This window comes from Vagococcus sp. JNUCC 83, from assembly GCF_053667615.1.
Genome location: NZ_CM132204.1, coordinates 2,196,329 through 2,218,243 on the forward strand (window position 1 = coordinate 2,196,329; position 21,915 = coordinate 2,218,243).

The following is a 21,915-nucleotide window of genomic DNA, read 5'->3' on the forward strand; positions in this document are numbered from 1 at the left end:
AAAAAGCATGACGTAGTTTAGGTAAATTACCGTTAGTTCATAATAAGTGCGTTATTATTTATTATTTTTTTATAGGGTGCTATTATTAAAACAGTAGAGAAATTAATCTATTATAAGGGGAGAGTAACCATGCAGAAAAGTCAAAAAATTGAGTGCTTACAAGATATTATAAAAATGAAAACAATCAATGGTAATGAAGAAATTGTAGCAAAGTACCTTCAAGAAAAGTTAAAGCAAGTTAATATTTCAACTGAGTTGATTCAATATGCTGATAATCGTAGCAGTTTGGTGGCAACGTTAAAAAAAGGTGATAGTGATCATAAAATTCTTGGTTTAACGGGTCATATGGATGTGGTAGACCCTGGTGATGCAAGTGAGTGGACGTTTCCACCGTTTTCAGCAACAATTAAAGATAACAAATTGTATGGTCGTGGTTCAACAGATATGAAGAGTGGTTTAATGGCGATGGCTATTGCAATGATTGAATTACAAGAAGAAAATAAAAATTTTAATGGCACTGTCAAATTATTGGCTACTGTGGGTGAAGAAGTCGGAGAATTAGGTGCTGAGCAGCTAACTAAATTAGGGTATGTGGATGATTTGGACGGATTGATTGTTGGGGAACCAAGTGGTTATAATATAGTTTATACTCATATGGGGTCTATCAACTATACAGTGACTTCAGCTGGGAAAGAGGCGCATAGTTCTATGCCAAAAGAAGGGTATAATGCGTTAAATCATTTGATTGATTTTTCTTATCATATTAATAAAAAAATGGATGATATTTCAACTAAGTATGTCAATGAGGAATTGGGATCAACTATCCATAATATTACTATAATGAATGGTGGAAATCAGGTTAATAGCATTCCAAATTTTGCATCATTGCAAGGAAATATTCGTAGTATTCCTGAATTTTCTAACGATGATATTATCAAAGTATTGCAAGATACTGTTGATGAATTAAATAAAAATCAACCATACAAATTGACGCTAACCATAGATTATAACAAGCTATCTGTTAAATCAGATAAAAATTCTGAATTAGTTAAAGTAATCCAAAAACAATTTGAACAACCGCTACCGTTAATGGGGATTGCAGCAACAACAGATACAGCCGAATTTGTTAAATCAGATAATCATTTTGAATTTGTTGTGTTTGGACCAGGAGAGTCAAATCTTCCGCATCAAGTGGATGAGTATGTTGATTTAAATAATTATTTAGATATGATTGATAAGTATAAGCAAATTATATTAGATTATTTCAACTAAATTAAAAGGGGGGGGAATTATGCAAGATATTCGAGTGGTTATAGGAGATAGTAAATTTGATGTCAGAGCTTGTGGTATTTTACGTCAAGAAGGGTGTGTTTTAACCACTATTGAGTCAGATGGAACGAAAACATTGCCTGGTGGGGCGGTGAAGATTGGGGAGACCTCTGAACAAGCAGTTATTCGAGAATTTAAAGAAGAGGCTGGCATGACTATATCTGTGGATTCCCTGTTGTCAGTGATTGAAAATCGGTTTATGTATGAAGAGAAGCCTTACCAACAAATTATTTTTGTCTATGAAGTTTCTGCTACATCAAAAGAGAATAAAGATAATCATGATGAAGTGGTTGTTGAATGGTCATCAATTGTTGATATTACTTCATTAAAGCCACATCAACTAAATGATATAATCAAGAACGACATCTGTTCAATTCAACATTTTATCAACAGTGAGATGTAAAAAACAGTCGCCAAATCCTAAACTAAAGGGTTTGGCGACTGTTTTTATTTGTGTTCTCTAATGAAACGTTTTTCAGCTTTTTCTTCTTTTTTCTCAGCGACTTTTTCACGATTTTTATCGATATCTGCTTCGAATATTTCTTTTGCCTTTTCTTGTTCAAAAGAACGGCGATTTTCTTTTGCTCCGTCACGTTCGGTTGTCATTAAGTATACCTTCTTTCATATTTTTGGTTGATGGTATCTGTTAAATACTTATGAGGTTATCTTATACTTAGTTATCGAAAAAAAAATGAATATAGTGTGGTGTTTTTATAGTTATGAAGCAAAGACCACGTTATCGTCTAATTTAATTTCATGATAAGTAATATCTGTTAAGGAAGTATCGAATTCTTTTGCAGTAATTGCTAACCCTTCACCTGTTTGAACATAAGCAACTTTTTTAGTCACATCATACCCTGACCAATAACGAGTATAATCAGTGATGCTCATGTCAGCTTTTTTATGTTCTAATCCTCTAGGGACGATGATTGGTCTAAAAACACCATACAATTTATTTAAGCCATCACTAGATTCAAAATCATCTAACATATTTTTTAAATAAAAACTACGAATAAAACGAGAAGGAGAGGTATAGTCTCCAGGTAAACCAAATAATCCGTACCCAGTTCCATGTTCAATAGGTTCAAGATCCACTTTGTTTTTCATGACGCGGTGAGTTGGGTGATCTATATCACTTAGATTGATATAGTGTCTAATATTTGTTGTATGATAAGAATATTCTGGGCTATTAGTCATCACATCAACATAGTCATAAATTTTGAATCCACCATCTAATACAGGCTCCAGTACGACACCATCTCCTGTTGTATCAATAAATGTATAATGTAGAGGGAAATGTAAGTTTTGACCTTTATAAACGAACGGTTCATCAGCCAAAACAAATTCTTTATAATGTTCTTTGATTTCAGAGACTGTTTTAAAGTTAGACAAAATGTATAAAACAAATTCTTCTGTTAACAGTGGTTTTTTATTGTCATTGATAATAGCTTGTGTATTTTTTGTAGTAGCTTCTACTAACACTTGCATGTCCCCAGTTAAACCATGTTCATTGATACCATCATACATCACTGTAGTATATTTTGTCATAACTCCAAGTACAGAATATTTACTTGTCCAAGGGGATACTTGACTAGCTATATTGATATTTTTTGGAACAGTAGCTAGGGTAATATCTAAATCCAGCCCAGGATCTTCACCGAACATTGAAATATCTAAGTCCATTGTGCGACCGAAGAAGATATCATTATTTTTAGCAGTTAATTTGATATTTGTACACATTTTTAAAACCCTCCTTTTATAATTAATTTATGATAAATCTTTTGTTTAAATAATACAAATGATATCTCTTATTTTATGTTCATTTAAAGAAATAATAATAATCTAATTGTCTTTAAACTTACAGTTTTGTTAGCCTATATAAAGGTGTTTTGGTTATTTTATTCAAAAATTCATGTTATTATCTATGTATGAATCTTTATTTATATATTATTTTAGATTGATTAATAGGGAGTGGATTAGATGATAAAAAAAGTAATTTTAGCTGTGGTTCTTATATTAGTTGTTATTTTTGGTTACAAAGGTTATGTCTATTATACAGAAACTTATAAAGGCGAAACGGCGTATGCTAAAGTGTCCGAAGAAGTACCAACTCTTGAAGATACCAAAGATGACACAGGAAAATTGATTCCAGGAAGTAAAACTTATAAATATGATTTTAACTTTGTCAAAGAAGATGGCAGTGTACAAAGAATGGATTATGAACTAAGTGGCGATAATGTGACCCCATTGAAGCCTGGTTCATATATAAAAGTATCCCTCAGCTCTAAACGTATTGTGAGCGGGCCAAATGATGTGTCAAAAAGTGATATTCCTAAAAATGTGTTAGAAAAATTAGACAGATAAAAACATGCTAGATTGACTTAAATAATCAATCTAGCATGTTTTTATTATCCTTCTAAAATACGTTGTAAAAATTCTTTCGTTCGTATTTGCTCTGGGTGTTGGAATATTTTTTCCGGTGATCCCTCTTCAGCAACAAATCCTTGGTCCATGAAAATGACTCGATCTGATACTTCTTCTGCAAAAGCCATTTCATGTGTCACAATAATCATTGTTAGACCAGTACCTGTCAACTCGCGCATAATTTTTAATACTTCTCCCACCATTTCTGGATCAAGCGCTGAAGTCGGCTCATCAAAAAGCATGACTTCTGGATCCATTGAAATAGCTCGAGCAATTGCCACACGTTGCTTTTGTCCACCAGACAGCTGGCTAGGTTTTGCATGAGCAAACTCTTTCATTCCTACTTTATCTAAGTTTTCGATTGCAATGCGCTCTGCTTCTTCTCTTGAACGTTTTAATACTTTTACTTGTCCAACGATACAATTATTTAGCACATCGTGGTTTTCAAATAAGTTGAATTGTTGGAATACCATTCCAACATGAGCTCGGTATTTTGGTAAGTTATAACCAGGTGAGAGAATATTTTCACCTTTAAATAAAATTTCACCACCAGTCGGTTCTTCTAGTAGATTAATACAGCGAAGCAACGTTGATTTTCCAGAACCAGATGGGCCAATGATAGTGACAACCTCGCCAGCTTTTACAGATACGTTTATATCTTTTAGTACTTCGTGATTTCCATATTGTTTTTGTAGATGTTTAATTTCAATTAATTCTGACATTATTTTTTATCCTTTCTTTCTAAAATAGCTGTTTGCATTTGATTAGCATACGGTGCGTATTCTCCTGAACCATCCATTTTTCGTTCAACAAATCGTAAAATACGAGTGACAGTAAAGGTCATCACAAAGTAAATAACACAAACAACAAAGAAGGTATCAAAGAATCTAAAGTTACTTCCAGCAACGGTTTTTGCTTGGAAGAATAACTCGGTTACAGCAATGACGTTTAATACAGAGGTATCTTTGATATTAATAACAAACTCATTTCCCATTGCGGGTAAAATGTTTCTAAAGACTTGGGGGATGACCACATTCACCATGGTTTGTCCATGAGTCATTCCAATAGCTGAAGCTGCTTCAAATTGTCCTTTATCAACGGAGAATATACCACCACGCACGATTTCCGTCATATAAGCCCCCGTGTTGATTGAGACGATGAATAAGGCAGCGGCTAATGGGTTCATATCAATGCCAAATGCTTGAGATGATCCGTAATAGATAACCATTGCTTGTACAATCATAGGAGTTCCTCTAAATATTTCGATATAGATAGAAAATAGTGTGTTTAATAGTTTAAATAAGACTCTATTTACCATGCTTTTAGGTGTTGGAATAGTTCTGAATAATCCAATACCTAATCCGATAAATGTTCCAACAATCGTTCCAACTAAAGAGATTAGAAGTGTGACTCCAGCTCCTTTTAGAAACATTTGCCAGTTTTCTTTGACGATTTTTACAATCCAATTTTCATTCGATTGAGAATCAGGTTGTTCGCTAATGGCAATATCCATAAAATTGTCACGTTCAGTTTGATTGATTCCCGCTAAAATATCGTTGATTTTAGCAATATCTTGACTGCCTTTTTTTACACCGATAGAAACAGATGTATCATCTCGATTCGTTTTAAATCCTTGTCCATCTTCAAAATCAATCATTTTAAAATTAGGATTTACTTTTTGGGCGGTGATTCCTTCAGGTTTTTCTGAGACATACGCATCAATTTTTCCTGATTGAAGTGCTACACGCATGGCAGAAAAATCATCCATGGCCGTTTGTTTTGAGACACCTTCTATTTGATCAATTACAGAATAATGGAATGTATTTAATTGGGCAGTGACTTTTGCCCCCTCAAAATCTTTTAAACTTTTTGCGTTAGCGTATTTTCCATCTTTTGCAACAACTAACACTAAGTTTGAGTGATAATAGTCATTGGTAAAGTCGATGGTTTTTTTTCGTTCTTCAGTGGGAGACATCCCAGCAATAATCGCATCAACTTTTCCAGAAGTTAAAGCAGGTGCTAAACCGTCCCAAGCTGTTTTATAAATGACCAGTTCTTTTCCTAATCCTTCAGCCACTCGTTTGGCAATCATGACATCGTAGCCATTGGCATATTCACTTCCGCCTTGTATTTTAACAGCACCATTTGCATCATTTTGTTGTGTCCAGTTAAAAGGTGGGTACCCAGCTTCCATACCTACGACAAATTTATCATCATTTGCCTCTACTTTTGGTGTAAGCATGATGAAACTAATCAATAGAAATAAAAGTGCAATAATAACATGATGGGTAGAACGATTTTGTGTTTGCATAATAATTCTCCTTTTGTATTTTAAATAATAAAAAAGCAACCTCATAAATAGAGGTTGCTTTGGATGAATTCAGATTAACAGTATGTTATCTAATCATAGCGCATCTTAGTATGAACTAAGACAGTCCTATAGTTATTCACTATAGACCCAACATGGTAGAGTGAGGAACTACACCATATTTCGGCAATCATCCCTATGCATTAGTGTCAATGTATTCCTCTACTCGACTAATGTTATTGATAGATTGCAACCTCTAGATTTATAATATTCAGTTATTTTTTCTCAATATGTCTAATACTATATCATACCTTTTTCAAAAAGTCATGAGTTTTTCCAAAATTTTAATTGACCAAGTCACCTCAATTAGTTATTTTTAAACAAGTACGAATCAAAATTAAGGGAGCTAGAAAAGTATGTGGTTTATATCAGCGTTGGTAGCTGTTTTTGCGTGGGGAACAGCTGATTTGTTTTATAAATTAGGAAACAATGAAAAGGATAAATATAGCGCACAGAAAACAGTCGTTATAGTTGGTTTAGTGATGGGGTTACATGCATTTTTCTATTATTATTTGTACTTGGGTGTGAGTTTTGAATGGAAAAATTTATTGATTTATCTACCGGTATCCTCAATGTATATTTTGTCGATGGCAATCGGTTATGTAGGGCTACGCTATATAGAGTTGAGTGTGTCTTCTCCCATTAGTAATTCATCTGGGGCAGTATCGGCGTTGTTGATGTTTCTTGTTTTAGGCGCAAAGATGGTGTGGATTCAGTTTATTGCTGTTGCAGTGATTTCAGTGGCTATTTTTATGTTATCTGTCTATGAAAAGCAAGAAGCAGATCATGAATTAGAGTTATCAGGGAGTAAAGTTGATAATAAATACCGAAAAAGTGCTTTGGCAATTATTTTTCCTATCCTGTATTGTGTCATTGATGGGTTAGGAACATTTTTGGATGGTTATTACTTGGATTATGCCAAAATTTTACCTGAAAACCAAGCCAATATGAGTTATGAATTTACTTTTTTGATTGTCGGATTATTAATGTGGGCTTATTTAAGAGGTGTTAAGGGTGAGAAAATTAATATTTTTCATGAAAAATATAAAGATTTAGCCGCCTTATTTGAGACATTTGGACAATTTTTCTATATTGGAGCGATTGCAAGTCATTCCATTGTTGTCGCACCAATGATTGCTTCGTATAGTATTGTTTCAGTCTTGTGGTCACGTATATTTTTAAAAGAAAAATTGACAAAAAAACAGTACATTATGATATTTGCTATTATTATTTCTGTAGTTGTATTAGGTTTTTTTGACGAATAATGTCATAATATAAATAGGGAGTGATTGATGTGGAAGAGCAAGCAATGAAGATATTAAATCAGGCGGAAAACATTGTGTTTATGACAGGTGCCGGTGTATCAACAGCATCGGAGATTCCAGATTATCGTTCTATGACAGGGGTATATCATGGAGTTGATAATCCTGAGTATTTGCTAAGTCATACTTGTTTAAAACGCGAGCCGGATGTTTTTTATCAATTTGTCAAACAATTATACCATCCAAACGCAAAACCTAATGTGATTCATAAAAAAATGGCAGAAATGAGCCAAACGAAACAAATAGGGATTGTGACACAAAACATCGATGATTTACACATCAAAGCAGGTAGTCCAAATGTGGTGTCATTTCATGGAAGTTTGTATGATTGTTATTGTCAAAAATGTGGTCAATCAGTTTCTGTTTCAGATTATATGCAAAGTATGTACCATAAAGAGTGTGGTGGAATTATTCGTCCAAATGTGGTGTTGTACGAAGAAAGACTGTCTGAATCTAATATTGAAACGTCTATTTCATGGCTATCTAAAGCTGATGTGGTGTGTATTGTTGGAACAACTTTCCAAGTATACCCGTTTAGTGGATTAATTAATTACCGTAAACCTAATAGTCAGGTGATTGTCGTTAACAATGAGCCGATTTCTTTAACAGTTCCACATCTTTTAGTGCAGGAAAAAGGAGAAAAATTTTTTTCTAACATGTAATCTAACTTTTATACAAAGTGAGGAGATAGAATGTTAAGTAGGGATCGACAACGTATTGATGAAATCGATGAGCAAATCGTTTCACTGTTAGAAGAAAGATATGATTGTGTGTCAAATATTGCCCAGATAAAAAAAGAAAACCATCTTCCTATTTTTGATACAACAAGAGAAGAGATGGTGTTAGAAAAAATCCGTGGCATGGTGTCAAATAGTGATTATGCTGATGCCATTGTTGAAACATTTAATCAAATGATGATGGTTTCAAAAGACTATCAGAACAGTAAACAATAAAGGTAATCCTTCAGAAATGATCTGGAGGGTTTTTTTATTAGAGATTTATTTAAAGAGATAGTCCTGTTTTTTACTTTCATGATATAATATAATAAACAAAACATCTGAGAGGGGATTCCCTAATGAATAATCGTTTGAAGTTAGACTCTTAATTAGAAAAATAAATTAGGAGGTCAGAAGATGATAGAATATAAAAATGATAGTCATATAGCACAAGAACAGCTAAAATCATTGTATGGTAGTGTTGGATGGGTAGCTTATACGCAAGATTTAACATGCTTGGAAAAAGCAATGGCTCACTCCCTTTATGTGGCAAGCGCTTGGTATAAAGACCAATTAGTTGGCTTAATCAGAGTCATTGGTGATGGGTACACGATTTTATATATACAAGATATCTTAGTGCACCCTGATTTTCAGAACCAAAAAATTGGAACAACATTAATGAATGGCGTATTGGAAAAATATCAAAAGGTAAGACAAAAAGTGCTTCTAACAGAGGATGCGCCAAATGTAAGAGGGTTTTATGAAAGTTTTGGTTTTGTATCTTGTGATAAAGGAAGAGCAGTTGCTTTTTATAAAGAATATTAATTGATTCATTTAAGTCTGTTTGTTTAAGCAAATAGACTTATTTTTTCTTTTTATATATGATAATTAACGATAAAATAATTAAAAAAGTTAATTGCCCAAGACCTAAAAAGATATTCTGATGGAATTTTGTATATAAGTCATAAAATATATAGATGAACCAACCTATAATCAGTCCGATAATGACATAATTAATGATTGTTTTCATGTCATCCTCCCTTTTTTAATGCACGTTTTATTATATTGACTATTATATTTTTTGACTATTTTTTTGTCAACATACGATTTGAGTAGTTAGGGTAAAGGTTGTATGACTAGTACTAGTCAAATTATACATATTTTTTAACAAGATTCGTAAGACTTATCTATAGAAAAAAAATAAAAATACGTGCTATTATTAAAATAGATAAGCTTTTCTTCTGCATCAGCTCTTTGGAAAAATGATGCATGATAAGTTGTTTGTTCATTGAATCATTTTTGTCACGAGTTAATGAAATGACACTAGACTAATTATGTGCTAAATTAGCATAAAAAAATACGAGAGTTTTCATAAAATTAAGGTTAGTTTAAGGATAGGTATTTATAATGTAGCAATGTAAGGAACAGTTATTGTTATAAAGGAGGTTAGTACTAGTGAAAAAAAACATAATAAAAAGAATATCGCTAACAGTGCTTGCAGCATCCGTCATACTTTTAGGTTTAAATTATTATTTTAGACATTATGTAACAAAAGATGAAGTATTGGCAGCTGGAGATAAGGAAGAGCTATCAGTTAGTTTAGATAACTACTTTTCCGATGAAAATTATAATGGCGTGGCTATGGTGGTTGAAAATGGAAAAGTTTTATCATCTTCTGCTTATGGTTATAGCAACTATGAAGCTGGGACCTCTAACACGCTAGATACATTGTTTCCAGTTGCTTCGCTACAAAAGATGATGACAGCAGTTTTGGTAGCAAAATCTGTGTCGGATGGGCATTTAAAATATGATACTGTTTTATCAGATTTTTACCCAGATATAGCATATAGTGATGAGATTACTATTCGGGAATTATTAGATCAAACATCGGGTATTTTAATGGATGAAACAGCTCCGGATAAAGTCTTAACCACTCAACAAGAACAGATTGATTATGTCTTAGACAATCTTGAAAGTACGGGAGAGGCGACGTTTAATTATACTAATGCTAATTATTCGCTACTAGCAGGTATTTTATCAACAGTCTATAATGAAAGTTATGAAGAGCTATTTACAAAAGAAATCATTATGCCATTAAAATTATCTCAGACATTCTTTTGGGATAATGTAGCAGATGATAAAGTTGCTCAAGCATACAATAGTTCTATTTTACTTGGAGACTACACCATTGGAACAGATGATTTCATGAATTCAAAACCTCTTTATTCTAGCTTAATCGGTGCAGGAAATGTATTGATGACGGCGACAGATTTAGTTGATTTTATAGAGGGTTTAACTAATGGAACGCTAATAACTAAAGAACAATTTACTGAATTAGTACAAAGCGACCCTGATTATAGTGCCTCTTTCTGGGGGAATGAAGAATTATTACAAACGAATGGTAGTCTAGGAAATTATAAATCTTCAGTCTTACTAGATAACTCTGGTGACAAAATGGTTATATTGATTAGTAATGGAAGTGAAATTGACAGTTTATCAGATTTAGCATCAGATATTTATCAAAGAGCGTTTGATGAATAGAAAAAAATCACTAATCTTCATGATTGAAGGTTAGTGATTTTTTGCAACTTTGTTTAAAAATAATCCCATTATTATGTATGTGGCATTAATCGTTAGGATTCCTTTTTTAGTTATCATTTTATTTAACGATTCTTAAACAGAAAGAGGTTAAGATTATCGCTCATGAGAAGGAGGAAAAAGTAGTGGAAAAAAGAACAAGCAGTGTGATTCAATTAATAACAAATTCTACCTCAATTATTGGGGTAGTTTCTCTGTTTTATGTAGTTATCTCGATTGTTCTAGAAAATGCAAGTTTAATTGTTGAAATGACTATTGATCGATATACCAGGTATCGAAAATGGATGAAAGGATGAAAAGTAAAGTAAAATTTGGTGGGACGATAGAGGAACAAAATGAGTTAGCAGCGCTTGTTTTAATAGGAGAAAAAACAGCAACGTCTTCTTTATTTGAACTAAAAACAGAAAGGGAACTAACTCGTATAGATGATATATGGGAAATAAATAACGGATTAGATAAACACCTTTGTACAGTTCGAGTGGTATCTGTTGAGGTAGTAAAATTTGGCAAAGTGACTGGTGAATTTGCAAAAGCTGAAGGAGATGGAACATTTCATAATTGGCTAGATATTCATACACGTTACTACTCATTTTTATTAGAAAAATATGACAAAAAATTAACAAGAGAGACGTTGTTAGAATGTGTATATTTTGAAAAAATAATCTTATAAATCATACAGATGGAGGTTCTTATAATTGAAAATTATTCAAGCGACACACCATAACATAAAAGATGTGATTGATATAACAAGTTTACTGTGGGAAAGTCATTCTAGAAAAGAACTGGAAAAAGAGTACCAAGAAATAATTAATAAAGATAATGCGGTTATTTTTCTAATTTACATAAAAGCCAAAATAGTTGGGTTTGCTCACTGTCAATTAAGATATGATTATGTAGAGGGAACACGCTCTAGTCCTGTTGGTTATCTAGAAGGTATCTTTGTAGAAGAGCAGTTTCGAAAGCAAGGGCTAGCTAAACAATTACTACTCGTGTGTGAAGCATGGATAAAAGAGAAAGGGTGTTATGAATTTGCGAGTGATTCAGACTTAAACAACCTTGAAAGCTATCAATTTCATCAAGCAAGTGGCTTTACAGAAGTTAACAGGATTATATGCTACAAAAAGTATTTAAACTAAGAGAAACCATACAAAGTATAACAGTATTTTGTATGGTTTCTCTTAGTCAAATGATAATTATAAATCTGCAAATTTTTCTACAGACATTTTTAAATGATACTTTTCTCGTAATTGAGCAATTTGTTTCATCATATCCGATTTATGATGTCTATCTAATGCTTCTTGATTAGACCATCTATCAATCAATAGAACAGACTCTTCATCATCCATAGGGAAATAATACTCATATCTTTCATTTCCAGGTTGTTTTCTAATTTTTTCGACAATGCCCTCATTAACCATATCTTCAGCAAAACGCCTAGCATTTCCATTTTGTCCAGAATACAAGATGTTAACCGTAAAACTCATAAAAAATCCTCCTTTTTAAATTATGACATAAGACCAAATTACAACGTTAATTTTTTAGTTAGGTATATTATATAGTATAATAATGAAAAAATGTTAGAGAGAAGAACATGCATGGAAAAATAAATTTGAGTTCAATATTGATTACCTTAATTGAATAAGTAGGTAAATGAATTGTAAATTTTATTATATCAACACCTGAAGAACCTATAAAAGGAACAGATTTTTTACAATATGTAACTAGTGTAGAGCTACATTGCGTTTACCATGAACGGGAAATTGTTCTCGTATATACCCACTAATGTGGAAAAAGTTATCACTATATTGTTAGATTACTACGAGGAAAATAATATGCTAGCTCGATTAATAAAGAACGTTCTATTTTTTATTTTTTTGTGGCGATAAGAATTTTTAATAAAGGTATATCTATACTTTTCTGTACAACTTGTTGATTTTCCCAAAAGTTATCATCTGTGTATCTTGGTATTAGATGTATATGAAAGTGGGTTCCTTTGTCCATTGCACCCCCATTGTTTTGAATGATGCTCGTACCCAAAATATTAAAATGAGTTTCAAGAATGGTAAGGATTTCTTTTTCAATAGTAAATAAGTCAGAGAGTATCTCATTAGGTATTTCTCTAATATCAGTATAGTGTTTTTTTGAGATGATGAGTATGTGCCCTTGTTGTATGGGATCAATATCTAGGATGATAAAAAAATGTTCATTTTCAGTGAGAATGTTATTTTTATTTATATTATGACAAAATAGGCAATTATTCACAACAACCTCTCCTTTTCAGTATGCATAGAAGTAAAAATAATTAAGATTTATTTGGAGGAATTTATCATGTTTTTTATTCAAATGTCAGGTGTACCAGGTTCAGGGAAATCTACTTTATCAAATACTATAGCGAACTATTTAGATGTTGTAATAGTAGATCACGATGTTACTAAAACAGCCCTAATGGAAACAGTAGATAATCAATGGTTTACTTCAGGTATAGGGAAAGCCTCTTATCATATTGACTGGATATTGCTCGAAAATCTCCTTTCACAAAATAAAAATGTCATATTTGATAGCCCTTGCTTATATGATGAGATAGTTGAAAAAGGGCTGGCGTTATCAAAAAAGTATCATGCTACATATAAGTATATAGAATGTAGTAATAAAAATTTTAACGACATAACACATAGACTAAAATCACGAGATTCAAAAATAAGTCAAATAGTTGAATACAAATCATATAGTATCTTTTATAAAGCGATGTTAGGAAGTAAACGTCCGCCTAATGGTAACTTTATTATTGTTGATACATCCCAGCCAATTGATTCATATGTTATGGACGTTGTGCATTATATAAAAAACTAGATTGTCTCTATATTTTGACAGACTTTGTGACAATAAAGCACTTTAAATAGGCATCTAAAGGTCTAGTGCCATTAAAGTCATCTTCATAAAAACCATTCATAACAAACCCATGATTAAATTGCCCTTGGATTTGAGACTCAAGGGTATGTCCAAATTCAATCGTATCAGATGATTTCATAAAATCGACTATTTCGGATTTAGTTAAGGTATCTAAAGTTGAATAAGGTATTTTATTCTTGACTACTAAGTTTCCCTTTTTATCTTCTTTGTCATCAAAGATGAACAGTACTGGATTTGTAAAGCCGGTAATTAGTGTTCCTCCTTTTCTTAAAATTCTATGACATTCTTTCCACAGAGGATCCAAATCTTTTATGAAAAGGTTAGATACGGGATTTATAATCATGTCGAAGGAATCATGAGGAAACATTGATAAGTCTGTCATGTTCGCTTTTTTAATAGTCAGATTCAAACAATCTCTTTTTGCAATCATTCGATCTTGTTCAAGCTGTTTTTCAGAGATATCGACAACTGTTACATCTGCTCCTGCTGCAGCCAATACAGGGGCTTGTTGACCACCCCCTGATGCTAAACAGAGAATATTAACACCTTTTAAGTTGTTAGGAAACCAACTTCTAGGAATTGGTTTATGATAAGTAATCGTAATAGACCAATCACCAATTCTAGCTTTTTTTATAATTTCTTCAGAGACTGCTAACGTGTATTTGGTATGATTTTCAACTTGTTTATCCCATGCTTTTTCATTGTGATCAATAATAGTCATATTGCATACTCCTTAATATGTTAGTTTTTACTAGTAGTGGATAACCGTTTATAATACACCCTGTGAATAAATTTCCCTTATGTTCAATTAATGGTATTATAACAGAAAAGATAGGATAAAAATATTTATTATTAAATGGTAGCTTAGTGAGGAGGATGGCCTATGGTGAACAGCACTATTGAATTAGTTAATTTAGTTCCGAAGTTTGTTACGTTTCTTGAAAAATCAAAAAAGATACAAACAATGGATGGTAAATGGGAACTATGGAAAACGGAGTATAATTTTGCTGCGATTCCTCCGACTGAAGAAGCCTTAGTACAAGCAAAATTAGATTTTGTTCGTGTGTATCAAAAATATTTAAAAATTCTAAATTGCAATATTAAGTTAGCCACCTAGGTAAAAACATCTAATTTTTTGTGTTATTCTATTAAAACCCATCCTTACCAACATGTTTTGATTTTAAGCTTTTGAATTTCTTCTAAAAATAATGTAGCTGGTTGTCTATAATTTAAGATTTTACGTGGTAAAAGATTAATTTTTTCAGTAGCCAGTTGAATGAATTGTTTTGAGTAGTTGCAGATTGGAGTTCCTTTCGGAATAAATTGTCTTAATAAACCATTATGTCTTTCATTTGTACCTCGTTCCCAAGAAGAATAAGGATGAGCAAAATAGACATCCGTTATTTGTTGTAGAGTATCATGAAGCGAGCTAAATTCACTACCATTATCAGCTGTAATTGATTGAAAATCTTGCTAAAATTAACTTGTCCGAACTCAGATTTTAATCGATTAACAGTATAACAAACAGACTCTTCTGTATGATCATCTAAAACAACAGTGATCATGTAACGCGTTTTTCTTTCAACAAGAGTAAGTATAGCATTATCATCTTTAGATTTTGAACCAATAACGCTATCTATTTCCCAATGACCAAAGTTTTTTCTATCATCAACTGTACTTGGTCGTTCATCAATCGATTTTCCTAGTTCTTTTTTATGCTTACGGCTTCTTTTCTTTTTAGGTGAGAGTCTGATCTTCATCTTGAGATGATGGTTTCTAATAGGTAAAAAGCCACTATCAATATAATTATAGAGTGTCTTAGTGGAGACAGTAGGTGTATTCCAAGTCCTCACGGACTTGATAAAACCAACAATTGCATCTGGTGACCAATTAAAATCAATAATCTGTTTACAGGCATAATTAATAAAGTCAACAGCACTGGCTAGCTTAGAATTAGCACCACAACGCTTTCTATTTTCTATATATTTAGCTTGTCCTGTCTCAGCAAAATAGAGTTGTCTAGGCTTTTTATTTTCTTTGATTTGCGTTGTTGTACCACGTTTTAGCTCATTGTTTATTGTTTGATGGTGTCGACCTAATCGTTTACCGATTGCTCTATTAGAATCACCTCTATTATGCCAAACTTCAATAAGTTGTCTTTCTTCAAAGGAAAGATGTTTATAAGTCAATTTTTGTGTGGTATTCTGAATTTGCGCCATGATAAAAATTCCTTTCGTTGTTGGGTAGATACTTCAATGATACATGAATTTTTACCATGGTGTTTTTTTATTATTTTAGGGTGGCTAACTTGATTCTACAATTAACCAATATTTAAAAATTGAAAACCAACTAAAAGAATTTAACAGCACTGAAGAGATTATCATAACGTGTATGTTGGCGTTACATAACAAACTGCATACAGATTGTATAATGGATATTAAAATTGTTTATTTTGTTGGCTTTTTTGAAGATAACCCCTTTGTTACGACTGATGTTAATGGAAAGCTATGTGTATGTTTACCGATTGAGAACAATAGTGATGAAGAATTTCAAAGAATACAGCTCTATCATGAATTAACACACATCTATCATTCTAAATTATCGAATACTTCATTTTCGTATGAGCAATCTCTTTCATTTCTTATACTGCAAGAAGGCCTGGATCTTCGAATGAGTGAAAAAATGGTACCAGGATATATGGATAGTAAGTATGTGTCACACCAAAATGGATGGTATGAAAAAATTGTCCGCTATCGTAATAATATTATTAGTGGCGTAATCCCAGATATACATGAGAATGATACAGAAATATTGTATAAATATACTATGGGAAAAGGAAATACTGGGTATGAACGTGAGGCTTACTATATAGGATGGATTTTAGTTGGAAAAATGTTAGACGACGGATATTCTTTTAGAGAACTTATGATACTAAGCGAGGGAGAAGGAAGTTTGTTAGTTGAAAAGTATCTAGCAATGATTTGTGCATAAAGTTATACTCGGAATCTATTAATTTATAGTATTATTTGAATTAATGCGACCTAAGTTAATTAATTGAAAACTAAAGAGGTGTGAAAATGGTATATTCTTTTAAAACTAGGCAAGATTATATTGCTTCTTTATACAAAATGATTCAACCGTTATCGGCATATTATGATAAAGATATTCCTGGAAAATTATTAATAGGAAAAGGGACAAGTGGGACGGTATATTCTGAAAGCACAAGAGAAATTGAAGGGTTTTTAAGAGTACTTTGGGGCATAGGACCTCTAATTGTTCATAATCCAGATGATAAATTAATCGGTATTGTATTGGATGGATTACGCGCAGGGACGGATCCAAATAGCAAAAGCTACTGGGGGACTCCTAAAAATTATGATCAGCTTATCGTAGAAATGGCCTCCTTATGCACATTTTTATTACTAAATCCAGGGCTTTGGGAAAAATTATCACAGCAAGAACAAGACAATGTTTTTAATTGGTTAAACACTGTTAATAGTCGAAAGACACCGAAAAATAATTGGCTATTCTTTAGAATATTAGTGAATGTCTGTTTAAAAAAACTAGGTAGAGAATTTAGTCAAGAAATGATTGAAGAAGATTTTAAAAAAATTGAAGAGTTTTATATAGGTAATGGATGGTATTGTGATGGACGTCCAACCCAAATGGATTATTATATTTCATTTGCATTTCATTATTATTCATTAATTTATTGTAAATTTATGGTAGATGATGATAAAAATCGAGTGGAATTATTTAAAAAACGAGCCATAAAATTTGCGCAAAGCTTTCAGTATTGGTTTGACGCAAATGGTGAGGCGATTCCTTTTGGTCGAAGTTTGACTTATCGGTTTGCCCAAAGTGCCTTCTGGTCAGCCTTAGTATTTGCAGATATTGAAGCATTGCCTTGGGGTGAAATTCGAGGGATAATCGAGCGAAATCTGACTAAATGGTGTGAACATGATATCTTTTTAAGAGATGGTCGCTTAACAATAGGTTATCACTATGAAAATTTAGTGATGGCTGAGGGATACAATGGAGCAGGCTCTCCTTACTGGGCATTTAAAACATTTTTATTATTAGCAGTTGATGACAATCATCCGTTTTGGAAAAGTAAAGCTATCAATAAACAATCTAACAATAGAGAGTATTTAATTCGAGAAGCACAAATGTTGATTCAAACGTCACCAAACCAGGTACAGTCGTTTGTTATGGGACAATTCGAGCCAAATCAAGCTCATGTTGAAGCAAAATATAGTAAATTTGTTTATTCAACAGTATTTGGTTTTAGTGTACCAAAAAGTCACCTGTTTTATCATCAAGGAGGCTTTGACAATTGTTTGGCTTTGTCAGAAGATGATAGCTACTATCGAACAAAATTTAAATCTGAATCATTTGATATAACAGATGATTATGTGAGAAGTAGTTGGAAACCATGGAAAGATGTCAGTATTTCTACGCTAATTATCCCAATGAATGGCTGGCATGTCAGGGTACATGAAATAGAAACTAAACGAGAGTTGGTTGTCCGAGAAGGTGGTTTTGCCACACCAATTGAAAAAACGTGTTTAGTGGAAGAGAAAGATAAAATTATTTGTGACTCTAATATTGGTACAAGTATTTTAGTACCATTAGAAGGTTTTGATGATATGGAATATACGATTAACGAACCAAGTACTAGCTTGTTTTTTAAAAGTAGTGGGCATCCATCAAGTCGAGCAAACCTATCTGTTGGAAAACATCGTTTGATTAGTCTTGTTGGCGGGATTGCCATACAGGATGAAGAGTGGTTACATCAACCACTTGTAAAGGTAAGTGATAGCACAGTAGCAGTGATACATGGAGACAATCAAAAAGAGGTTAAGTTGTAGAGTCGTATTAAACATAAAATAACCCACCTGAATGTTAATTATAAACATTCAGGTGGGATTTAGTTTTAATTAAAACACAACGACGGGAACACCAACGTCAATCATATTAAACAGTTTAGCACATACATCAGGGGGGGTATTGATACAGCCGTGAGATCCCACGGTAGTGTAAGACGTGCCACCATATGCGTTAGCATTTTGCCATGGTGAATCGTGTATCCCCACACCCGTCCAATCGATAGGCATCCAGTAATCAACAGGACTTGCGTAATCTTCACCACGGAGTGTTTCATCACGTTTTTTATTCCAAACATAGAAAACACCTGCAGGAGTTGGAGTACTTGGTTTTCCTGAAATGATAGGAGTATCTAATACGACTTTGCCGTCTTTGTAATACCACATATGTTGCTCTTGTAAATCAACTTCAATATAGGTATTTGACAGTAGAGCTGTTTCAGGAGTTGTGCTACCCTGATATGCAGGCACACGTTTTGTAAATCCTTTTCCAGATAAGATTAATTCAGTTAATTGTTCGGTTTCGCTATCTGTTGCAATCGTCCAACTGTATGTTCCAGCTGGTACAGAGACTTCTCCACGTTTAGTACTATTAAATTTTGTAGGATTGGTACTGGTATTATATTGTTGTCCAAGTTGTGTGACATATTCTTTTACAAGGTCTTGTTTTAAATCAACATCGCCTTTGTCATTTGTCGTTAACCAGCTAGCTATCGTTTCTTTTGGAATAGCTATTTCTTGCCCATTAATAAGATAAGTAGCACTTACTTCAGTGAGCTTATTAATATCATCTAACTCTTTCTTTAATTTTGAGTCAGTTGCTAGAACAGTAGGCTTTTGGACATAAGATTCGAGCTCTATTGAACTTTCACCATCTTTAACATGTGACTCAAACGCTGAAATAAACTTGTCGACATCGATTGTATTACCAGCTACTTCATTGGTTATCTGGAAAGTACCATCTTTCATCTCAATCATTGCGTTTTTTGTTGGAGTACGCTCTTTATTGAAATCTGTCACAGCTGTTTTTAAGTCACTTGCTTGTTTAGCTAAAGCCTCTTTATTGTAATCCGTCATAATGATTGGAACGTTTTTAGGTTGGTTGATATAGTTCATAAACCATAACCAGGGATTTTGTTTAGACCATGAGCTATCTACAGTTTTGTTAACATCAAACGTGATTCCTAACTGTTGTTTAGGAATTGTTTTCCATTCCTTGTTACTGTCTAATACAACAAAGGAGTCTTGATGCACGTTGTCTTCAATTTTTTTGATAGCTTCTTTTTTTGATAATTGACTCACATCTATTTGACCTATTGTTGTATTGGGTAAAAATTTATTTTGATAGATAATTGCAAAGTAAGAATAAATACTCACAATAATTAGTACTAGAACTAATGGTACTAATAGCCACGACTTTCGTTTCATATGAAGCCCCTTCCCATAATAGAAATTGTAATATTATTGTAACATATTCCTTACTAAAAACAATATAAGTGCTTTCTAATTGTCTGTTTATGTAAAAAGAAAGAAAGACTAGAAAATTATCTCCAGTCTTTCATTTTTGGTTTATTTAAAAGCTTCGTCCAATACTTGTTGTAGACGTTCAGCGGATAAGTCAAATTTTTCTTGCTCGGCATCTGTTAATGGGAGTTCAATGACATGACTAATCCCTTGTCGATTAACTACAGCAGGAGCTCCAATATAAATGTCATTTAAACCATATTGGCCATCTAAGTAAACAGAAAGTGGTAAGATAGCATTTTCATCATAAAGAATGGCTTTTGTGATACGTGCAAGTGCAACGGCAATCCCATAGAATGTCGCCCCTTTTTTATCAATAATAGTATAGGCGGCATCACGAACTTTGAAGAAAATATTCACAAGTTCTTCTTCATCAATTTCAGGATGGTCTGATACCCATTCATAAATTTGTAATCCAGCAATATTAGCATGTGACCACACAGGAAATTCAGTATCTCCATGCTCTCCCAAAATGTAGCCGTGGACGTTTCTGGCATCCACGTCAACTAATTCTGCGATGGTTTGTCTAAAACGAGCAGAATCAAGAGATGTTCCACTACCAATTACTTTATGTTTTGGAAATCCTGAAAATTTCCATGTAGCATAAGTTAAAATATCAACTGGGTTAGTTGCAATCAAGAAAATACCGTCAAATCCTGATGCCACAATGTCATCAACAATCGATTTGAAAATTTTTAAATTTTTATTGACTAAGTCAAGACGAGTTTCACCAGGTTTTTGAGCAGCCCCTGCTGTAATAACAACAATGTCTGCATCTTTACAGTCAGCGTAAGTAGCTGCATATATTTTTTTTGGTGAAGTAAAAGCTAAAGCGTGAGATAAATCAAGGGCATCACCTTCTGCTTTATTTACATCGATATCGATAATACCAATTTCTTGTGCGATATTTTGTGTCACTAAGGCGAAAATATAGCTTGAACCAACGGCTCCATTGCCGACAACAATAATTTTTTGATGATCAATAGTTGAGTGTTTCATGTAATCGCTCCTTGTTTTTTTAATTTACTCCAATACAAATTATACCACCAAATTATGAAAAACCCTATGAAAAAGGTCACTTAATAAAAAACAGTCTATTAATCAAACGTTAATTAAAAGTCTTAATAGTTTCTTATTTATAGAAAATAAAAAGATATGGTATACTAATTGAGAACATTTTATTTTTTAAATACAATGATGAAACACGTGTGCTCTAACCCGTGTTTTTTGATGTTATAGGAGAATATATTATGAAATTAATTGTTGGATTAGGTAATCCAGGAGCAAAATATCGTACAACTAGACACAATATTGGATTTATTGCATTAGACGAGATTGCCTATCAAGAAAATATTACATTTAACAACTCTCAATTTGAAGCGGATACGGCAGATTTTTTTTCAAATGGTGAAAAAATTATGTTAGTGAAACCTCAAACGTTTATGAATGAATCAGGTCGTAGTGTGGGTCCTTTGATGACCTATTATAATGTGTCACCAGAAGATGTCGTAGTGATTTATGATGATTTAGATTTACCTGTTGGAAAAATTAGATTGCGTCAAAAAGGCAGTGCGGGTGGTCACAATGGAATTAAAAGTTTGATTGCTCATATAGGAACGCAAGAATTTAACCGAATACGTATCGGGATTGACCGTCCAGCGCGTGGTGAGGAAGTGATTGCCCATGTGTTAGGTAATTTTCCTAAGAACACACATGAAGAAATGTTATCGGCTGTAAAATTAGCATCTGAAGCCAGTCTCTATTGGGCCCAAGGTCACTCTTTTGTTGATACAATGAACCAATATAATGGTAAAAAATAAGGAGGTCTAGGAGTATAT

Annotated in this window: 26 protein-coding genes, 1 pseudogene and 1 riboswitch; of the genes and pseudogenes, 16 read left to right on the forward strand and 11 right to left on the reverse strand. The window is 32.9% G+C overall.

Going from position 1 to position 21,915, the window contains the following annotated elements:
• Positions 1-129: 129 nt before the first annotated feature.
• Entirely contained in the window at positions 130-1,272 is a 1,143-nt protein-coding gene (locus JNUCC83_RS10745; protein ID WP_454459973.1) for an ArgE/DapE family deacylase, read from the forward strand.
• A 19-nt stretch (positions 1,273-1,291) separates the two neighbouring features.
• On the forward strand, positions 1,292-1,732 hold the full coding sequence (locus JNUCC83_RS10750; RefSeq protein ID WP_454459974.1) for an NUDIX hydrolase: 441 nt from the start codon (positions 1,292-1,294) through the stop codon (positions 1,730-1,732).
• Positions 1,733-1,776: 44 nt separating this feature from the next.
• Here JNUCC83_RS10750 and JNUCC83_RS10755 read toward each other — a convergent pair whose 3' ends face one another.
• Positions 1,777-1,935 (reverse strand): hypothetical protein, encoded by a 159-nt coding sequence (locus JNUCC83_RS10755; RefSeq protein ID WP_454459975.1) that lies wholly within the window; start codon positions 1,933-1,935, stop codon positions 1,777-1,779.
• Between the two features lie 111 nt (positions 1,936-2,046).
• Entirely contained in the window at positions 2,047-3,069 is a 1,023-nt protein-coding gene (locus JNUCC83_RS10760) for a linear amide C-N hydrolase (protein ID WP_454459976.1), read from the reverse strand.
• 240 nt (positions 3,070-3,309) lie between these two features.
• Here JNUCC83_RS10760 and JNUCC83_RS10765 point away from each other — a divergent pair, with 240 nt between their 5' ends.
• Positions 3,310-3,693, forward strand: a complete 384-nt coding sequence (locus tag JNUCC83_RS10765) for a YxeA family protein (RefSeq protein WP_454459977.1) — start codon at positions 3,310-3,312, stop codon at positions 3,691-3,693.
• 44 nt (positions 3,694-3,737) lie between these two features.
• Here the strand turns inward: JNUCC83_RS10765 and JNUCC83_RS10770 are convergent, their stop codons facing one another.
• Both JNUCC83_RS10770 and JNUCC83_RS10775 read right to left on the reverse strand, forming a co-directional pair.
• Positions 3,738-4,475 (reverse strand): amino acid ABC transporter ATP-binding protein, encoded by a 738-nt coding sequence (locus JNUCC83_RS10770; RefSeq protein ID WP_454459978.1) that lies wholly within the window; start codon positions 4,473-4,475, stop codon positions 3,738-3,740.
• Entirely contained in the window at positions 4,475-6,064 is a 1,590-nt protein-coding gene (locus JNUCC83_RS10775; RefSeq protein ID WP_454459979.1) for an ABC transporter permease subunit, read from the reverse strand. Before JNUCC83_RS10775 ends, JNUCC83_RS10770 begins: the two co-directional genes overlap by 1 nt.
• 88 nt (positions 6,065-6,152) lie before the next feature.
• Positions 6,153-6,328, reverse strand: a riboswitch (Lysine riboswitch).
• Positions 6,329-6,477: 149 nt separating this feature from the next.
• Between JNUCC83_RS10775 and JNUCC83_RS10780 the strand changes: the two genes are divergently transcribed.
• From JNUCC83_RS10780 to JNUCC83_RS10795, 4 genes are all read left to right on the forward strand, one after another.
• Positions 6,478-7,386, forward strand: a complete 909-nt coding sequence (locus JNUCC83_RS10780) for an EamA family transporter (protein ID WP_454459980.1) — start codon at positions 6,478-6,480, stop codon at positions 7,384-7,386.
• A gap of 44 nt (positions 7,387-7,430) precedes the next feature.
• Entirely contained in the window at positions 7,431-8,105 is a 675-nt protein-coding gene (locus JNUCC83_RS10785) for an NAD-dependent protein deacylase (protein WP_454461364.1), read from the forward strand.
• Positions 8,106-8,135: 30 nt separating this feature from the next.
• On the forward strand, positions 8,136-8,396 hold the full coding sequence (locus JNUCC83_RS10790) for a chorismate mutase (RefSeq protein WP_454459981.1): 261 nt from the start codon (positions 8,136-8,138) through the stop codon (positions 8,394-8,396).
• 180 nt (positions 8,397-8,576) lie between these two features.
• Positions 8,577-8,984 carry a GNAT family N-acetyltransferase gene (locus JNUCC83_RS10795; RefSeq protein ID WP_454459982.1) on the forward strand — a complete coding sequence of 136 codons (408 nt, stop codon included), beginning with the start codon at positions 8,577-8,579 and terminating at the stop codon, positions 8,982-8,984.
• Positions 8,985-9,021: 37 nt separating this feature from the next.
• On the opposite strand, the gene JNUCC83_RS10800 is transcribed toward JNUCC83_RS10795, so the two are convergent.
• Positions 9,022-9,189 (reverse strand): hypothetical protein, encoded by a 168-nt coding sequence (locus tag JNUCC83_RS10800; RefSeq protein WP_454459983.1) that lies wholly within the window; start codon positions 9,187-9,189, stop codon positions 9,022-9,024.
• 425 nt (positions 9,190-9,614) lie between these two features.
• Between JNUCC83_RS10800 and JNUCC83_RS10805 the strand changes: the two genes are divergently transcribed.
• The 4 genes from JNUCC83_RS10805 to aac(6') all read left to right on the forward strand — a co-directional run bounded on the left by JNUCC83_RS10805 (position 9,615) and on the right by aac(6') (position 11,893).
• Positions 9,615-10,700: a serine hydrolase domain-containing protein gene (locus tag JNUCC83_RS10805; protein WP_454459984.1), complete on the forward strand. Its 1,086-nt coding sequence runs from the start codon at positions 9,615-9,617 to the stop codon at positions 10,698-10,700.
• A 182-nt stretch (positions 10,701-10,882) separates the two neighbouring features.
• Entirely contained in the window at positions 10,883-11,053 is a 171-nt protein-coding gene (locus JNUCC83_RS10810) for a hypothetical protein (RefSeq protein WP_454459985.1), read from the forward strand.
• The gene (locus JNUCC83_RS10815; protein ID WP_454459986.1) at positions 11,050-11,427 is read left to right on the forward strand and encodes an ASCH domain-containing protein; all 378 of its coding nucleotides are present in this window, start codon (positions 11,050-11,052) and stop codon (positions 11,425-11,427) included. Before JNUCC83_RS10810 ends, JNUCC83_RS10815 begins: the two co-directional genes overlap by 4 nt.
• Before the next feature lie 25 nt (positions 11,428-11,452).
• Positions 11,453-11,893 carry an aminoglycoside 6'-N-acetyltransferase gene (gene aac(6'), locus JNUCC83_RS10820; RefSeq protein ID WP_454459987.1) on the forward strand — a complete coding sequence of 147 codons (441 nt, stop codon included), beginning with the start codon at positions 11,453-11,455 and terminating at the stop codon, positions 11,891-11,893.
• A gap of 57 nt (positions 11,894-11,950) precedes the next feature.
• On the opposite strand, the gene JNUCC83_RS10825 is transcribed toward aac(6'), so the two are convergent.
• Complete coding sequence (locus JNUCC83_RS10825) at positions 11,951-12,241, reverse strand: antibiotic biosynthesis monooxygenase family protein (protein WP_454459988.1); 291 nt, start codon at positions 12,239-12,241, stop codon at positions 11,951-11,953.
• Between the two features lie 382 nt (positions 12,242-12,623).
• Positions 12,624-13,019 carry an HIT family protein gene (locus JNUCC83_RS10830; RefSeq protein WP_454459989.1) on the reverse strand — a complete coding sequence of 132 codons (396 nt, stop codon included), beginning with the start codon at positions 13,017-13,019 and terminating at the stop codon, positions 12,624-12,626.
• A gap of 66 nt (positions 13,020-13,085) precedes the next feature.
• Between JNUCC83_RS10830 and JNUCC83_RS10835 the strand changes: the two genes are divergently transcribed.
• Entirely contained in the window at positions 13,086-13,607 is a 522-nt protein-coding gene (locus JNUCC83_RS10835; RefSeq protein ID WP_454459990.1) for a P-loop nucleotide/nucleoside kinase family protein, read from the forward strand.
• Positions 13,608-13,614: 7 nt separating this feature from the next.
• Here JNUCC83_RS10835 and JNUCC83_RS10840 read toward each other — a convergent pair whose 3' ends face one another.
• Entirely contained in the window at positions 13,615-14,388 is a 774-nt protein-coding gene (locus JNUCC83_RS10840) for a class I SAM-dependent methyltransferase (RefSeq protein WP_454459991.1), read from the reverse strand.
• 162 nt (positions 14,389-14,550) lie between these two features.
• On the opposite strand from JNUCC83_RS10840, the gene JNUCC83_RS10845 reads away from it, so the two are divergent.
• Complete coding sequence (locus JNUCC83_RS10845; RefSeq protein ID WP_454459992.1) at positions 14,551-14,784, forward strand: hypothetical protein; 234 nt, start codon at positions 14,551-14,553, stop codon at positions 14,782-14,784.
• 44 nt (positions 14,785-14,828) lie between these two features.
• On the opposite strand, the pseudogene JNUCC83_RS10850 reads toward JNUCC83_RS10845, so the two are convergent.
• Positions 14,829-15,886 (reverse strand): annotated as a pseudogene (locus JNUCC83_RS10850) (IS30 family transposase).
• Between the two features lie 172 nt (positions 15,887-16,058).
• Here JNUCC83_RS10850 and JNUCC83_RS10855 point away from each other — a divergent pair.
• Both JNUCC83_RS10855 and JNUCC83_RS10860 read left to right on the forward strand, forming a co-directional pair.
• On the forward strand, positions 16,059-16,658 hold the full coding sequence (locus JNUCC83_RS10855) for a hypothetical protein (protein WP_454459993.1): 600 nt from the start codon (positions 16,059-16,061) through the stop codon (positions 16,656-16,658).
• A gap of 86 nt (positions 16,659-16,744) precedes the next feature.
• Positions 16,745-18,538: a DUF2264 domain-containing protein gene (locus JNUCC83_RS10860; protein WP_454459994.1), complete on the forward strand. Its 1,794-nt coding sequence runs from the start codon at positions 16,745-16,747 to the stop codon at positions 18,536-18,538.
• Between the two features lie 69 nt (positions 18,539-18,607).
• Here JNUCC83_RS10860 and JNUCC83_RS10865 read toward each other — a convergent pair whose 3' ends face one another.
• Both JNUCC83_RS10865 and JNUCC83_RS10870 read right to left on the reverse strand, forming a co-directional pair.
• On the reverse strand, positions 18,608-19,981 hold the full coding sequence (locus JNUCC83_RS10865; RefSeq protein ID WP_454459995.1) for a L,D-transpeptidase family protein: 1,374 nt from the start codon (positions 19,979-19,981) through the stop codon (positions 18,608-18,610).
• A gap of 141 nt (positions 19,982-20,122) precedes the next feature.
• Positions 20,123-21,076, reverse strand: a complete 954-nt coding sequence (locus JNUCC83_RS10870; RefSeq protein ID WP_454459996.1) for an L-lactate dehydrogenase — start codon at positions 21,074-21,076, stop codon at positions 20,123-20,125.
• A 251-nt stretch (positions 21,077-21,327) separates the two neighbouring features.
• On the opposite strand from JNUCC83_RS10870, the gene pth reads away from it, so the two are divergent.
• A complete protein-coding gene (gene pth, locus JNUCC83_RS10875) occupies positions 21,328-21,897 on the forward strand; it encodes an aminoacyl-tRNA hydrolase (protein WP_454459997.1) in 570 nt (189 codons plus the stop codon).
• Positions 21,898-21,915 lie beyond the last annotated feature (18 nt).

Coding starts and splice junctions, on each gene's coding strand:
- JNUCC83_RS10745 (WP_454459973.1), top strand. CDS start 130: ATGCAGAAAAGTCAAAAAATTGAGTGCTTACAAGATATTATAAAAATG.
- JNUCC83_RS10750 (WP_454459974.1), top strand. CDS start 1,292: ATGCAAGATATTCGAGTGGTTATAGGAGATAGTAAATTTGATGTCAGA.
- JNUCC83_RS10755 (WP_454459975.1), bottom strand. CDS start 1,935: ATGACAACCGAACGTGACGGAGCAAAAGAAAATCGCCGTTCTTTTGAA.
- JNUCC83_RS10760 (WP_454459976.1), bottom strand. CDS start 3,069: ATGTGTACAAATATCAAATTAACTGCTAAAAATAATGATATCTTCTTC.
- JNUCC83_RS10765 (WP_454459977.1), top strand. CDS start 3,310: ATGATAAAAAAAGTAATTTTAGCTGTGGTTCTTATATTAGTTGTTATT.
- JNUCC83_RS10770 (WP_454459978.1), bottom strand. CDS start 4,475: ATGTCAGAATTAATTGAAATTAAACATCTACAAAAACAATATGGAAAT.
- JNUCC83_RS10775 (WP_454459979.1), bottom strand. CDS start 6,064: ATGCAAACACAAAATCGTTCTACCCATCATGTTATTATTGCACTTTTA.
- JNUCC83_RS10780 (WP_454459980.1), top strand. CDS start 6,478: ATGTGGTTTATATCAGCGTTGGTAGCTGTTTTTGCGTGGGGAACAGCT.
- JNUCC83_RS10785 (WP_454461364.1), top strand. CDS start 7,431: ATGAAGATATTAAATCAGGCGGAAAACATTGTGTTTATGACAGGTGCC.
- JNUCC83_RS10790 (WP_454459981.1), top strand. CDS start 8,136: ATGTTAAGTAGGGATCGACAACGTATTGATGAAATCGATGAGCAAATC.
- JNUCC83_RS10795 (WP_454459982.1), top strand. CDS start 8,577: ATGATAGAATATAAAAATGATAGTCATATAGCACAAGAACAGCTAAAA.
- JNUCC83_RS10800 (WP_454459983.1), bottom strand. CDS start 9,189: ATGAAAACAATCATTAATTATGTCATTATCGGACTGATTATAGGTTGG.
- JNUCC83_RS10815 (WP_454459986.1), top strand. CDS start 11,050: ATGAAAAGTAAAGTAAAATTTGGTGGGACGATAGAGGAACAAAATGAG.
- JNUCC83_RS10825 (WP_454459988.1), bottom strand. CDS start 12,241: ATGAGTTTTACGGTTAACATCTTGTATTCTGGACAAAATGGAAATGCT.
- JNUCC83_RS10835 (WP_454459990.1), top strand. CDS start 13,086: ATGTTTTTTATTCAAATGTCAGGTGTACCAGGTTCAGGGAAATCTACT.
- JNUCC83_RS10840 (WP_454459991.1), bottom strand. CDS start 14,388: ATGACTATTATTGATCACAATGAAAAAGCATGGGATAAACAAGTTGAA.
- JNUCC83_RS10845 (WP_454459992.1), top strand. CDS start 14,551: ATGGTGAACAGCACTATTGAATTAGTTAATTTAGTTCCGAAGTTTGTT.
- JNUCC83_RS10855 (WP_454459993.1), top strand. CDS start 16,059: ATGTTGGCGTTACATAACAAACTGCATACAGATTGTATAATGGATATT.
- JNUCC83_RS10860 (WP_454459994.1), top strand. CDS start 16,745: ATGGTATATTCTTTTAAAACTAGGCAAGATTATATTGCTTCTTTATAC.
- JNUCC83_RS10865 (WP_454459995.1), bottom strand. CDS start 19,981: ATGAAACGAAAGTCGTGGCTATTAGTACCATTAGTTCTAGTACTAATT.
- JNUCC83_RS10870 (WP_454459996.1), bottom strand. CDS start 21,076: ATGAAACACTCAACTATTGATCATCAAAAAATTATTGTTGTCGGCAAT.
- pth (WP_454459997.1), top strand. CDS start 21,328: ATGAAATTAATTGTTGGATTAGGTAATCCAGGAGCAAAATATCGTACA.